The organism is Rhizobium sp. GW821-FHT14E12 (genome assembly GCF_058803745.1).
Window position 1 is genome coordinate 761,308 of the sequence record NZ_JBXAPH010000003.1, and the last position, 13,704, is coordinate 775,011.

At 54.4% G+C, this 13,704-nt stretch carries 10 protein-coding genes and 1 pseudogene; 6 read left to right on the plus strand and 5 right to left on the minus strand.

The genetic code is table 11. The annotated features are described in order from the left end of the window. From AC1RO0_RS16770 to AC1RO0_RS16785, 4 genes are all read right to left on the minus strand, one after another. Entirely contained in the window at positions 1-1,023 is a 1,023-nt protein-coding gene (locus tag AC1RO0_RS16770) for an ABC transporter permease (RefSeq protein WP_498594012.1), read from the minus strand. Next, on the minus strand, positions 1,013-2,563 hold the full coding sequence (locus AC1RO0_RS16775) for a sugar ABC transporter ATP-binding protein (protein WP_498594013.1): 1,551 nt from the start codon (positions 2,561-2,563) through the stop codon (positions 1,013-1,015). The genes AC1RO0_RS16770 and AC1RO0_RS16775 overlap by 11 nt, the downstream gene beginning before the upstream one ends. A 56-nt stretch (positions 2,564-2,619) precedes the next feature. Continuing rightward, the gene (locus tag AC1RO0_RS16780; protein ID WP_498594014.1) at positions 2,620-3,627 is read right to left on the minus strand and encodes a sugar ABC transporter substrate-binding protein; all 1,008 of its coding nucleotides are present in this window, start codon (positions 3,625-3,627) and stop codon (positions 2,620-2,622) included. Between the two features lie 172 nt (positions 3,628-3,799). Then, positions 3,800-4,078 (minus strand): DUF982 domain-containing protein, encoded by a 279-nt coding sequence (locus AC1RO0_RS16785; protein WP_498594015.1) that lies wholly within the window; start codon positions 4,076-4,078, stop codon positions 3,800-3,802. A gap of 476 nt (positions 4,079-4,554) precedes the next feature. Here AC1RO0_RS16785 and AC1RO0_RS16790 point away from each other — a divergent pair, with 476 nt between their 5' ends. From AC1RO0_RS16790 to AC1RO0_RS16800, 3 genes are all read left to right on the plus strand, one after another. After that, entirely contained in the window at positions 4,555-5,892 is a 1,338-nt protein-coding gene (locus AC1RO0_RS16790) for an MFS transporter (protein WP_498594016.1), read from the plus strand. Between the two features lie 129 nt (positions 5,893-6,021). Next, positions 6,022-6,690, plus strand: a complete 669-nt coding sequence (locus AC1RO0_RS16795; RefSeq protein ID WP_498594017.1) for a TetR/AcrR family transcriptional regulator — start codon at positions 6,022-6,024, stop codon at positions 6,688-6,690. Positions 6,691-6,897: 207 nt separating this feature from the next. Continuing rightward, positions 6,898-7,701 carry a shikimate dehydrogenase gene (locus AC1RO0_RS16800; RefSeq protein ID WP_498594042.1) on the plus strand — a complete coding sequence of 268 codons (804 nt, stop codon included), beginning with the start codon at positions 6,898-6,900 and terminating at the stop codon, positions 7,699-7,701. Positions 7,702-7,761: 60 nt separating this feature from the next. On the opposite strand, the gene AC1RO0_RS16805 is transcribed toward AC1RO0_RS16800, so the two are convergent. Continuing rightward, the gene (locus AC1RO0_RS16805; RefSeq protein ID WP_498594043.1) at positions 7,762-8,028 is read right to left on the minus strand and encodes an NAD(P)-dependent oxidoreductase; all 267 of its coding nucleotides are present in this window, start codon (positions 8,026-8,028) and stop codon (positions 7,762-7,764) included. 778 nt (positions 8,029-8,806) lie between these two features. On the opposite strand from AC1RO0_RS16805, the gene AC1RO0_RS16810 reads away from it, so the two are divergent. From AC1RO0_RS16810 to AC1RO0_RS16820, 3 genes and pseudogenes are all read left to right on the plus strand, one after another. After that, complete coding sequence (locus AC1RO0_RS16810; protein WP_498594018.1) at positions 8,807-11,308, plus strand: glycoside hydrolase family 99-like domain-containing protein; 2,502 nt, start codon at positions 8,807-8,809, stop codon at positions 11,306-11,308. A gap of 40 nt (positions 11,309-11,348) precedes the next feature. Next, a complete protein-coding gene (locus AC1RO0_RS16815) occupies positions 11,349-13,205 on the plus strand; it encodes a glycosyltransferase family 2 protein (protein ID WP_498594019.1) in 1,857 nt (618 codons plus the stop codon). 92 nt (positions 13,206-13,297) lie between these two features. Next, positions 13,298-13,629, plus strand: a pseudogene (locus AC1RO0_RS16820) (transposase); the annotation flags it as partial. Positions 13,630-13,704: the final 75 nt, after the last annotated feature.

A 13,704-nucleotide genomic window follows, 5' to 3' on the forward strand; every position in this document is an offset into this window, starting at 1 on the left:
TCAGATCTCCCGTTTGCGCAGCAAGGTCGTTGCCGAAACGACGATCAGGATGAGAAGACCCTGAATGCCGTTCACCAGTGTGCTCGGCAGATTCAACAGCTGGAAACCGTTGACGAGGAAGCCGACGAGTAGGGTGGAGAGCAGCGCTCCGCCAATCGTCGGAACCAGCCGTCGTGAGAAGACCGAGCCGAGCAGGGCGGCGGCAACGACGGGCAACAGCATTTCGCCGGAACCGGTGGTGCTGCCGCTGAGATAGGAGACCGAAAGAATGCCCGCGATGCCGCCGCAGAGGCCGCTGGCAAGGAAGGCGCCGGCAAGCAGGCGCTTGAGCGGCAGGCCGGCGGCACGCGCCGCATCCGGAAACTCTCCCACGGCATAAAGCCGGAGGCCCAGCGGCGTATATTGCACGATTGCTGTCACGATTGCCGTGAAGCCGAGGAGCACATAGGCAAGGATCGGAATGCCGAAACTGTCGGAGGCTGATAGCAGCGTCAGCAAATCGGTAGACGCCGGCAGGACAGTATTCTGGGTCAGCACCAGTTCCAGACCGGCCACGATATTCATGACCGCAAGCGTGGCGAGCAGCGGCACGATGCCGGCGAGCACGACGGCAGCGGCATTGACGGCACCGATCGCAAGGCCGGTCGCCAGCGTACCGGCAATCGCCACGGCATCGCCATAACCGAGCTGCGTCAGCGTCGCATAGACGGCGGCGCTGAGGCCCATGTTGGCGGCGAGCGACAGATCGATGCCGCCGGTAACGACATTGGCGCCGCCGGCAATCAGCACGATGGTCAGCCCGATCGCCAGCACGCCCGAAATGGCGGACTGGCCGAGCACATTGCCGATATTGCCGATGCTGAGGAAATAGGGCGCCGTCAGCGAGAAGACGACAAGGATCAGGGCAAAGGTGATCAGCGAGCCGAAGCGCAGAGCGGCCGCGGCGATATTGCCGCCTGTCCGGCCTGTCGTCTTCGCTGCTTCAAAACCGGTGATGGGAGCGTATTGAATGTCAGCCGACATGGCGCAGTCCTCCCGAGGCGCCGGACGATTCCGCCAGTACCTCATCCGTTGTGGTTTCCGACGAGACGAATTCGCGGGTCACGCGGCCGCGGAAGAGCACGAGAATACGATCGGTAATGCCGATCAGTTCGGGCAGGTCCGAGGACAATACGATGATACCCGCGCCGCGGGCGGCGAGTTCGCCGATCAGCGTGTAGATCTCCACCTTGGAGCCGATGTCGACGCCGACGGTCGGCTCGTCGAGCAGATAGATTTCAGAGTGGCGGCTCAGCCATTTGGCGATCGCCACCTTCTGCTGGTTGCCGCCGGAGAGCGTGCGTACCAACGCTTCACGTCCCTCTGCCTTGATCTGAAGGCGCTTGATAAGATCGTCGGTATCGCGGCGCTCACGCTTGCGATCGAGGAAGCCGAGGCGCGTGTAGCGGGCAAGGCTTGATAGGATGATGTTTTCGGAGACGCTCAGATCCAGCGCGACGCCATGGCCACGCCTGTCTTCTGGCACCAGAGCGATCTGCCGTTCCACAGCCTCCGTCGGGCTGACGCTGCGTGCCGGTTTGCCGGCAACCTCGATATGGCCGGAGGAGGCCTTCTCCAGGCCGAAGAGCGTTCGGACGAGATCCTTGGCGCCGGAGCCGAGCAAGCCGGTGATGCCGAGCACCTCGCCGCGACGAAGGGTGAAATTGATATCAATGAAGCGGTTCTGTGCCGTCAGCCCGTCGACCTTGAGGATTTCCTCGCCAAGTTCGATCTGGCGCTTCGGGAACATGTCGGCGATGTCGCGCTCGACCATCAGGCGGGCGATGGCCCCGGCCGATGTCTCGGCAATCGGCAGGGTTGCAACGTCGAGACCGTTGCGCATGACGGTCACATGGTCGCACAGTTCTTCGATCTCGTTAAGATAGTGCGAGATGTAGATGATGGTTACGCCTTCGTCGCGCAGGCGCCGGATTAGCCGGAAGAGGATATCGGCCTCGCGCCGGATCAGCGCCGCCGTCGGCTCGTCGAAAACCAGAACCTTCGGCTGATTGAGAAGAGCGCGGGTGATCTGCACGATCTGCTTTTCGGCCGTGGACAGCTCGCTGATCAGGGCCTTGTTCGGCAGGTTGACGCCGAAATAGTTGGCGAGCAGATCGCCCGCGCGCCGCTGCATGCGACGGCGATCGAGAAAGGGCGTACGGCCGATGCGCGGCTCGCGGCCGAGGAAGAGCGCTTCCCCAACGGTGAAGGTCGGCACCAGCAACCGGTCCTGATGAATGAAATGGATGCCGAGTGCTTCGGCGAGATGCGGCGTCAGGTGATCGAAAGATTGCCCCTCGACTTCGATCCGGCCTTCATCCGGCCTATGCAGGCCGGCGAGCAGCTTGATCAATGTCGATTTGCCGGCGCCGTTCTGGCCGACAAGCCCGTGGACGGTGCCGCGGCGCACTGCAAGCGAGGCGCCGGCCAGCGCCTGCGCGCCGCCGAAATGTTTCACGACCTTGTCGAAGCGAATGACATGATCATCCGACTGTGGTGGCGCCGAAGGCGAAGATGCCGTCATTGGGAGGCTCCGATGGAGGTTCGGCGAGGCGGAAGGTCGCCTCGCCAACGGCTAAGTCAGCCGATGCCGAGTTTCTTGACGACTTCGGCGACGTTGGCCTTGTTGGCCAGAAGTGCGGGCACATAGGTCTCGCGCGGCAAGGTCTGACCGGCCAGAAGCTTGGCGACATTGCGGATCGCGGTGCGGCCGATTTCGGCCGGCTGCTGAGCCGCGTCTGCGCCTGCCGGCGAATTCGGATCGGCGACCAGTTGCAGAACCTCCGGGCTTCCATCGACACCATAGGTGCGGATTTCGGTGCGGCCGGCGGCAGCAATCGCCTGCGTCGCGCCAAGCTGTGGGATGTCCCAGGCGGACCAGATCGCCTTGATCGAGCCCTTCTCCGGATATTTGTTCAGGAGCGCCGTGACCTGGGTGAAGGCATCCTGGACGGTGTTCGGGATCACGTCGCGCAGTTCCGGCTGGATGATCTTCACCTTCGGGAAATACTTGATGACGTTGACGAGCTGGTCGTAGCGGATCGCGCAGGGCGTGACGCCGTAAAAGCCGTTGAAGACGATGATATTGCCTTCGCTGCCGATGTCGGACACGAGCTGCAGGGCGAGATCCTTGCCGATGCCCCAATTGTCCGAGGTCGTGTTGTTGATCGAATTGGTCGAGCCGACATCCACGGTCAGCACCGGAATACCGGCATCGCGGGCCTTCTTCAGCCAGGGGTCGATGACGCTGAGCGTGCCAAGGATCTGTACGATCGCATCGGGCTTCTGGGCGATGAGCGTCTGCAACTGCGAAACCAGCTTGCCGTCATTACGGCCGGCATCGACGGCGATCGGCTCGCCACCAAGGCGTTTGACCTCAGCGATCTGGGCATTATAGGCCTGAAGGTCGAAATAGTGGTCGGTGCCGGTCGCGCTGATGGCGATGCGCTTGCCCTTCAGCGACAGGCTATCGTCGGCTGCTGCCGCCTGGCTGGCAAAAAGGCCTGCTCCAGCAAAGGTCGCACCGGTAACGGCCGCGAGCTTCAGGATCTCCCGACGGCCGAAGCCGGATCTGTCTTGTTCTGTCATGGAATGTTCTCTCCGTGTTTATACCCCACAAAATATATGGATTTATGGGGTTTGAGAGGAACAGCATTCCAAAAGAGCGCGATCGAAAGAAAAGTTCTCTGATCAAAGGCGGTGTGGCTGCAATGACAAAATTCCACGCCGCCTCTTTTCCGAGAGGCGGAATGACAGGGTGCTATTCCGGATAAGCCGAGGCAACAACCGAAATATGAGAAATCCTCTCCTCGTTGGCGGCACGGATCAGGGCTTCCCTGACCGCTTCCGGAGGGACGACATTGTGCAAGGCGTCCAGGCAAGTTCTGACTGCCACGACATATTCTTCACCATCATCACTCGGCCAGTCCGAAATCAGCGTCACTGCCGCATCTCGGACCGATTTGATGATCCTGTATTTTTCTCTACCACGCACGACGAGCCTCAGCGCGGGAAACTGATGCGAAGTGTGCCATTTCATAACGCATGGTCTCCGAATCGTTAGAACATTGGTAACTAAGCAAGAACCGTTCCAGGCAAGTCGCTGCGCAAGAACGGTTCGGCAGCAAACGTCTATTGGCGAAAAACGGCTCGGCGTACTGCTGAAGATCGGCGGAAAATAGGGCCACACGTATGAACACGGAAACCGAAGTCCGACATCTTCGCCGGAGTGCAGACGCCGATCTGCATCCTATGATAAAATTTTACGATCTAAATACTACACTTCTGGATGCATTTGAAGCTCTATTCTACAGGCTGCTCCGTAGCGCTCGACGGCCGGCTTAAAATGAGAGTTTACAATACGAACTAGTTCGTACATTATTGCCGCGGGAGCTTGGGAGGAGTTGACGTTTGGCTGGTCGGGCGTTGAGGGCCGGCGCCATAATCTTTCCTTCCATTCGCCGTCGGCTGGCTTGGTGCGGCGGTTTATCCAATAGTCCATTGGGAGGAGACGTCATGCAGACATCAACGGGAATAAGGACACCGAAGCGCGCTGCGCTTGCAAGCTGGCTGGGCAGTGCGGTGGAATATTACGACTTTTTTATTTACGGTACCGCGGCGGCCCTGATCTTTCCGAAGATCTTCTTTTCGTCCGCAGACCCGCAAGCCGCCGCCATGGCGTCGTTCGCGACTTTCGGCGTCGCCTATATTACGCGTCCGCTCGGCGCGGTCGTCCTGGGTCACGTCGGCGACAAGTTCGGCCGTAAGAAGGTTTTGACCTTCACTTTGCTGTTGATGGGTTTTTCGACCTTCATCATCGGGTGTTTGCCAACTTACGATCATGTCGGCGTCCTCGCTCCGATCCTGCTCGTCTTCGCGCGATTGCTGCAGGGGATTTCGGCTGCCGGAGAGCAGGCTGGGGCAAACTCGATGACGCTCGAACACGCGCCCGAGCATCGACGAGCATTTTTCACCAGCTTCACTCTCAGTGGTACGCAAAGCGGCCTTATTCTTGCGACCTTGGTGTTCATACCGATCTCCAGACTGTCGGAAGAAGACCTTCTGTCATGGGGGTGGCGCATCCCGTTCTTCTTGAGCGTCGTCGTCGTTTTCGTCGGATTCTGGGTGCGCCGGACGCTCGCGGAAACGCCTGTTTTCGTTGAGGAAGCCAAGAAGGGCGAGGTGGAAGGCTTGCCGCTGATAACGCTGTTCAGCAATTACTGGGCGGATGTGGTTCGTATCGTCTTCGCCGCGCTGATCTCCGTTGTCAGCACGATCTTCAGTGTCTTCACGCTGTCCTATGCAGTCAACACCATGCATATCGACCGGTCGCTGATGCTGACGGTCCTCGTCCTTGCGAATGTTGCCGCGCTGGTGGCAATTCCGCTCTGGGCGATGCTGGCGGACCGGATCGGCCGCAAGCCGGTCTTCATCTTCGGTGCCCTGGGTTGCGCCGTTCTGATCTGGCCTTATATCTGGGCGATCAGCCAGGGCGACCTGACGCTGATCTTTGTCCTCGGCATCCTGTTGTCGGGCATCATCTATAGCGCCTCGAACGGCGTATGGCCGGCGCTCTACGGTGAAATGTTCGATACGCGCGTGCGCCTGTCGGGCATGGCGATCGGCACGCAGATCGGCTTCGCTCTTGGCGGCTTCGCGCCGACCATTAGTGCCGCCCTGCTGGGCACAGGCCCGACCGGCTGGGTGCCGGTTGCAGCCTTTACCTCCATCACGGCGGTGATCGCGGCGATTTCCGCCGCCACGGCATCGGAGACCTTCAAGATCCCGATGGCGCAGCTTGGCAGGCAGAAGAAGCTGGACTTGCCGGCACCGGCGGGTAAGCAATCCATCTGACGACAGAACTGCCGGCGCCGTTATCATCGCGATGACGGCGCCGGCTCGGACATGCCTTATTTGACTGGTTGCCAATGGTGGGGATACTCGTGAGAACGGTTCGATTCCACCCCTTGAGGCGAGTTCAGCATGCGCAAGACCCAATCGGTGAAAATTGAAAGCCGATCGAGAAAGAACGATCCTGATGCCACCAAGGAAAACATTCTTCGCATAGCGTCTGAGGAGTTCGTTGCCTCGGGATTTGCCGGCGCGCGCGTCGACGAGATCGCCGAGCGCACGAAGACCTCGAAGCGAATGATCTACTACTATTTCGGCGGCAAGGAAGGGCTCTACCTTGCCGTGCTGGAGCAGGCCTATACCAAGATCCGCAGCCTGGAAGGCGCGCTCGATCTGCAAAACATGCCGCCCGTGCAGGCAATGCGGAAACTGATCGAAAGCACCTTCGATCATGACGATCAGAACCCTGATTTCGTCAGGCTTGTCAGCGTCGAAAACATCCACCGCGCCGAGAATATGAAACGCTCGAGCGTTCTGTCCGAGATGAACATCGTCGTCATCGACATCATCTCCGATATATTGCGGCGCGGCTATGAGGACGGCAGCTTCCTGCGGAAGGTCGATCCTATCGATCTCCATATGATGATCAGCGCCCAATGCTTCTTTCGCGTTTCCAACCGCTATACGTTCGGCGCGATTTTCAATCGTGACCTTTCCGAGGAAGACACAAAAAATCGCCATAAATCAATGATTTGCGATGCCATCATCGCTTTTTTAAAGACGCCCGAAACCAGCGAGTAAAACGTCTTTTCTCCTTGGTAGTGCACTCACTTTGATGTGTCCTGCATTGACAATACGAACTAGTTCGTACATTTCTTGACATCATCATTTTATTGATGATGTCTGGGAGTGAGTAGGAGGATAGTCGTGTCGGAAATACTGATCGCACCGCAGGTGCTGCGTGTTGGCCTCATCGGAGCGGGTATCGGCGGGTCGCTTTCGCCGGCCATGCATATGCAGGAAGGCGCGCATCTGGGGCTGGACTATAGCTACGACCTCATCGACCTGCAGGAACTCGGCTGCGCGGTGTCGGACCTCCCCAGGCTCATCGCGGACGCCGAGAAAAGCGGCTTTGCCGGGCTCAACATCACGCATCCCTGCAAGCAGGCCGCGGTGGCGCTCGTGGACGAGCTGTCCGCGGACGCCGCGGTGCTGCGCTCTATCAATACGGTCGTCTTTCGCAACGGGCGCCGGTTCGGACACAATACCGACTGGTGGGGCTTTGCCGAAAGCTTTCGCCGTGGCCTGCCGGGCGCCTCTGTCGACCGGGTCGTCCAGCTTGGCGCGGGTGGGGCGGGCGTTGCCGTCGCACACGCTGTTGCCGGCATGGGCGCAAAATCCATCGAGATCTATGATCTCGATCAGGTGAAGGTCCGCGCGCTGATTGCGCAAATTCAATCGGCACATCCACATTGCGTCTTCGTCGCGGGCAATGATCTGCCCGCTGCGCTGCGGGAGGCGACAGGGCTGGTTCACGCCACCCCGACCGGCATGCTCGGCCATCCCGGATTGCCGCTCGACGAAGCGCTGATCGATGCGCGCTTCTGGGTCGCTGATATCGTCTATTTCCCGCTTGAGACTGAGCTCGTGAAAGCCGCCAAAAGTAAGGGTTGCCGGGTATTGGATGGCGGCGGCATGGCTGTTTTCCAGGCCGTCGGCGCCTTTGAGCTGTTCACCGGCCGCCAGGCGGATTCGAGCCGCATGATCGCGCATTTCAAGTCGCTGCAAGCGCGATTGACTGTCGGCACGTAAGCCGCACGCTATAGCCGGCAGCAGATGGTGAGATCTCGCCACCCGCGTGACGCAATATGCTCAATAGGCCCTGCCGATATCGATGGTATGCGGGATCGAGTTTGTCTGGCGGTAGGACTTGATATTGTCGGCAACAATCCAGCTTGCCGATTGCAGGTCGGTTGGCGCGGAAATATGCGGCAGGACGGTAATGTCCGGATGATCCCACAGGAGTGAAGCTTCGGACAGTGGCTCCTGGTCGAACACATCGAGCCCGGCATGGCTAAGGCGCCCCGCGTCCGGATGCGCCAAAAGCGCGGGGGCGGCGACAATCCGGTCGCGCGAAATTGATGAGCGAGGCCCCGCCCTTCATCCAGCCGAGCCGACCCGCAGCGGCAGTCCCGATCGCGCCCAGGCCGAGGAGCCCGCCTTTGACATGGAGGGAGGGCGGTAAGGCTGCTGTTGCCGCAGTTTTATCGATTGCTGCCGACGGTAGAGCGACATGTCCCGCTGCAGATAATAGGTCCAGGCGGGCACGGCTTCAGCCGCGACAATTCCGGATCAGACCAGCCGCACGATCGGCGCAGCCGCCGTGCCTAGTTCGGACACCAGCCTCTCCACGCCCGCCCAGAGACGCTCGCAGGATTGTGCTCGCGTATCCCGCCAATCCGGCGCGGCCACAAGCGGTGCTTTTACTAACACAGATTTTAAGGGGCGACTAATTAGTAGACGTATCATCTTGAGATAGCTGGTTGGAATTGATAATCGGAGTTGCATCCGACGCGCTCTCGTGTTTAACGCGAAGCCCAATTGAATGTCATAGGATGTAAAAGCATGTATTTTGGGCGGATGTCGATTCCAAATATGATACCATTCGCTCCTTGCAGATCTGGTGATGCTCGCGGGCTATTGCATGGAAACGTTCCTACCGATTTGTTCGAAGAACAAATCGGGTCGGTTAACTTTGTCGGCGATAATCGATTATTGTCAGCTGAAGCGGGAATTCTGGAGGCATCAAAATTCGTGGCAACGCCGTAACGTCACCAGGGATTCAAAATCCTGTGCGCATCGCTCAAGGGCAATTTTCTATCTCGCTACCGGTAGGTACTGTTGGGGAAACGTATTTATGAAACCAAAGCTTAAAGTCATTGAAAATATAAATATTCTCGATGCTGATGCTTACGAGTCAATAAACCATGATCCGCAAATGCAGCTCATGTCTAGGCATCAAAATAAAGGGCTTAAACTTAAGGCGGGATCATACTATCTTTTCCTAGATATGAAAATAATAGAGGGGGAAATTGTCGATCCTGTGCTCTATGTGGATTCCGGAAAAGGCATATCGGAGGCAAGCGATTCAAAGATTCGCGGCACTTTGATCAATAAAGATAGGTGGGTATTTCATTTTACCGCGAGGAAAGGAGTTCGGTTCCTGAGATTGGATCCAGCAGAGAGTGTATGCAAGTTTTCGATTCAGGATATTGCGCTTATTTCTGCGTTTCAAATGAATCTAAGAGATGCCATAAGTGCCTTCTCGAAGCTCTTCCCTTCTCGTTGGAGGGCGTCAAATAAAAGAGATCCCATTTTTGCGAAGGACGTCATGCATCAAGGTGATGTGCCTGATAAGAATTACTATAAAGAATATATGGAAGAAAAAAGCAAGCTCAATATGTATCTATCCGAGTACGGATCTCGCGAATATGCCGCCAAAGATGGCCGATATTATTACGAGTATGCCGGATTTGCTACGGACCCGATCGGGAAAATCGACAGTAAAATAAAAAGTATAGCTTTTTATCTGCCGCAGATGCATCCGATTGCGGAAAATGATAAGTGGTGGGGACGAGGTTTTACTGAATGGACTAATGTTTCCAAGGGGGTGGCAAGATTTGTGGGACATTATCAACCGCGGCTTCCAGGGGAGTTGGGGTTCTATGATCTGCGTTGCATTGATACCATGCGGCGCCAAGTTGAGCTTGCTAATATATACGGTCTGGATGCGTTCTGCTTTTATTATTATTGGTTCGATGGCAAGCGTCTCCTGCAGGGTCCGCTGGACATGTTTTGCGATGAAAAGTCTCTAGATGTAGACTTTTGTATTTGCTGGGCGAATGAAAATTGGACCAGGCGTTGGGATGGCTTGGAAGCGGACGTACTTATCGCTCAGAAGCATAGCGACGAGGATTCGAGAGCGGTATTTCGGGATTGGGTGCGTTATTTTGAGGACGAGCGGTATATTAAAGTTGCAGGTAAACCTGTTTTGCTCATTTACAGACCGGATTTGATTCCCGAATTTGAGAAAACAAGTCTTATGTGGCAAGACCTCGCGCGGGAAGCTGGTTTTCAAGGTCTTTATATCGTCGCGGCAAACGCTTTCGGCAACAAAGACCTGTCTGTTAGTGGTCTTGATGCCCTCTATGAATTCCCTCCGCACAATATTCGGGTGCCGCATATTGATGGTTCACTGGCGTGGTTTCACGCGGGTCATGGAACCCATGCTTTTTCCTATCCCGATGCGGTGAAATTTGCCGAAGCCGCCTATGATCGGCCTGACGAAGAAGACGGCTTGCCAATACATCCAGGAGTTTTGGTAGGCTGGGATACTGAGGCTCGCAAACCCGGAAGAGGCGACGTTATGGTCGGCTCCAATCCGACTTTATTTCGGCGGTGGTTTAGTAAAGCGTGCGAAAAGGCTTTACGACAAGAGGACAATGAAGCGAGATTTGTGTTTATCAATGCTTGGAATGAATGGGCAGAAGGAGCGTATCTAGAACCAGATCGACGGCACGGCTACGGATATCTCACGGCACTCCGTAGCGTGGTTCGCGAGCTCGGCATCGATACAAGCGAGATATCCTCTTTCTGCGATCATTTCAACAGCAACGCGGAGTCGCCCAAGAAAAAGGCTATTCTTCTCCATTTGTTTTACTACGATCTGGTAGACGAATTTTCATGTGTATGTGATCAGGCAAAAAATATAATTGATGCGGACATTATTGTGAGTGTCCCACCCACTTTAGGCATACATCAAGTTAGGTATATAGTAGAGGTAATTAAACCAAGAAAGATTTTCTTGGTAGAAAATGTAGGAAGGGATGTGTATCCATTTATATATTTATGCCGAAATATAAAAGATGAAAACTATAGTCATATCTGCAAGATTCATACAAAAAAATCTACGCATAGGGTTGATGGTGCGCAATGGCGGCAAGATCTGGTGACGGGATTGCTTTCGCCAGATGCATTGAGATTCCTGGAAGATAAATTTTTTCCGGATGACGATGCCGCTTTTTCGGCGCCCGAAACTTCGTTCCTATCTTTGGGTAATAGAGAATATACCGCCGGTAATTATATTCACTACAATAATCTCATGCAGATGTTTGATTTGCGAGATCATCCGATACAGGAATTTGTGGCAGGTACGATGTTCTGGTGCCGTTTTCAGGCGTTAACGCCAGTCATAGATTGTGGGCTTTCCGTTGATGATTTTGGCGTTGACCTAGGCCAGGTCGATGGAACATTAGCTCACGCCTTCGAAAGAGTGTTTTCAATGGTAGCGACTAAAGGCGTAGGCAAGGTAGTTAAGGTGCCATCGGCATTCGGATTCAATATTAAACGGCCTATCTAGTGATTTTAGTTAATGCCAACTGTTTGCTGAGGAGAATGAAGTGACGGATAATCAGCAGAGAATGTTGGGTATCGCCGCAATAATGAAAAATGAAGCACCTTACATTCTGGAGTGGGTGGCGTTTCATCGTTCTTTGGGCATTAGCGGTTTCATTATCGCCGATAATGTAAGCGATGACGGATCATCCGAATTGCTTAAAGCTCTAGATGAAATTGGCTTAATTAAAAGAATAGAATATCGTACTCCTCCTGGTCAGGCGCCACAGCTTCCGGCATACATAGAAATCATCGAAAAGTTTAAGGACGAGTTTGAATGGCTGGCTTTCATCGACGCAGATGAGTTTATTGTACCTGTAGATAGTTCGAGGGGACTTGAGACTGTTCTAGCCAATCTTGATGACGATGTTGGGGCTCTGGCGATCAACTGGGCTATTTATGGTTCGTCTGGGCGCAACGATGCCGGTAGTGGTTTGGTTATAGAGAGATTTACGAATAGAGCCGAGAAAGATTGTGCGATAAACAAGCATTACAAAACGGTATTGAGGTGTAAGGCTTATCTTTCTAATGAAAATCATCCGCATGGGTTTAAGCTGCAACCGGGCTATAGATTGGTTCATCCGTCCGGCGAACCACTTGTATTTGATAAACCCGGCAACTCCGGGAATAGTTCGGATATAGACTGGAGTTTATTGAGGTTGCAGCACTATGTGATTAAATCACAGGCGGAATTTCTTAAAAAGAAAGTCGCCCGGGGAAGGGCGATGACAAGTCAGAACCCCAGAGATCTTACCTTCTTCCGTCAGCACGATAGGAATGAGATTGCTGATAGGATGCGACCTGATTTCATCGCGGCTACCAAACGTGAGCTCGAATCTATTCGGCTGCGATTGGCTGAAGCTGGCTTGGATAGCCGTTTTCTGCATTTAGACAAAGATCTTCCGTCATCAGATAGCAAGGAGCAGGCACGCGGTGTCCTAGATAAGCTGGAAATTAGACGGGGTACAGCTTTTCTTCACGGATGGGCCCTTACTCCAACTTTGTCTTCAGTCGGAAAATTCAAGGTATATATCGGTAATTATGAGATAGAGAGAGTTTCAATAACAAGAAACGAGCGGCCGGATGTTGCTCGTCATTTTCCTGGAGCGGAGTTGCAGGCTGGATTTTCTCTCAGTTTTCTCATTTTGGATATTCCTGTAGATGTTGATTTAATCGGTAGTATTTCAGTGTTTCTGGAGGAATACGATGTGAAAGTCGCTTCAGCGTCCGCATTTAATTTACCTCCGGATATTTTGTATAATGTCAATTCGTTAATTATTCCAAATGTACCCTCAATGCCTGCTTCCGCAAGAGAGGTTTTGAGGGAGGCCTTGGTATCCTCAGATTGCTATCTTGAGTATGGCACTGGTGGTTCTACCGTAATGGCTTGTGAGACAGGCGTGCCTGCCATTTTCGGTGTGGAGAGCGACTGGATATGGTTGTGGTCCGTGAAAAAAGCAGTCCATCAGTATTCGAGCACAACTGCTTCACACTTTCTTCATTGTGACTTAGGACCATCCCATGAATGGGGGTTTGCTAGCGACGAAAGCAACTGGAAGAGATGGTATGAGTACCCCATCCAAGTATGGATAGAGTTGCGTAAACTTGGAAAGAATCCCGACACTGTACTTATAGATGGTAGATTTCGTGTTGCATGCTTTTTTTCAACACTTATTTTTGCAAAGAAAGGGTGCCTAATCCTCTTCGATGATTACTTTGATAGGCCATATTACAAAGTAATTGAAAAATATATTAAGCCAAAGGGGACTGCAGATCGTATGGCGGTGTTCGAGGTCCCCGGAGATGTTGATACTAACAATATGTGGATAGCATTGATACCTTATCTGTCTGATCAGAGATAGCGCACGCAAATTGACGTGCCCCCGTTAAATTAGGCCATTTGGAACTGGAATTTTCCACTTATGATCCCCGCGGGGAAGAAGAGGAGAATTCGATGAAGGCCTCGAAGTTTTCGGAAGCACAGATCGCGTTCGTGTTGAAGCAGGCAGAGGACGGAACGCCGATCGGCGAGGTCTGCCGCAAGGCAGGAATTTCGGATGCGACGTTTTACAACTGGCGCAAAAAATACGCCGGCCTTATGCCGTCGGAGATGAAGCGGCTCCGCCAGCTCGAGGAGGAGAATGCCAAGCTCAAGCGGATCGTGGCGGACCTGTCGCTGGACAAGGCCATGCTTCAGGACGTGCTGTCAAAAAAGCTCTGAGGCCTGCCCGCAAGCGCAAGCTTGTCGACACGGTCAAGGTGGACTGGAAGGTCTCGATCCGGCGTAAGCTCCCGGTGAGGGCCGTCTTGCGAGGTTGAGACGAACATCGGAAGTCCTAGTGCAAACACTAGGAGTAGTCC

Bases quoted from the DNA above. Each gene is read 5' to 3' on its own strand.
- AC1RO0_RS16785 (WP_498594015.1), bottom strand. From the start codon at position 4,078: ATGAAATGGCACACTTCGCATCAGTTTCCCGCGCTGAGGCTCGTCGTG.
- AC1RO0_RS16795 (WP_498594017.1), top strand. From the start codon at position 6,022: ATGCGCAAGACCCAATCGGTGAAAATTGAAAGCCGATCGAGAAAGAAC.
- AC1RO0_RS16790 (WP_498594016.1), top strand. From the start codon at position 4,555: ATGCAGACATCAACGGGAATAAGGACACCGAAGCGCGCTGCGCTTGCA.
- AC1RO0_RS16810 (WP_498594018.1), top strand. From the start codon at position 8,807: ATGAAACCAAAGCTTAAAGTCATTGAAAATATAAATATTCTCGATGCT.
- AC1RO0_RS16800 (WP_498594042.1), top strand. From the start codon at position 6,898: ATGCATATGCAGGAAGGCGCGCATCTGGGGCTGGACTATAGCTACGAC.
- AC1RO0_RS16780 (WP_498594014.1), bottom strand. From the start codon at position 3,627: ATGACAGAACAAGACAGATCCGGCTTCGGCCGTCGGGAGATCCTGAAG.
- AC1RO0_RS16775 (WP_498594013.1), bottom strand. From the start codon at position 2,563: ATGACGGCATCTTCGCCTTCGGCGCCACCACAGTCGGATGATCATGTC.
- AC1RO0_RS16770 (WP_498594012.1), bottom strand. From the start codon at position 1,023: ATGTCGGCTGACATTCAATACGCTCCCATCACCGGTTTTGAAGCAGCG.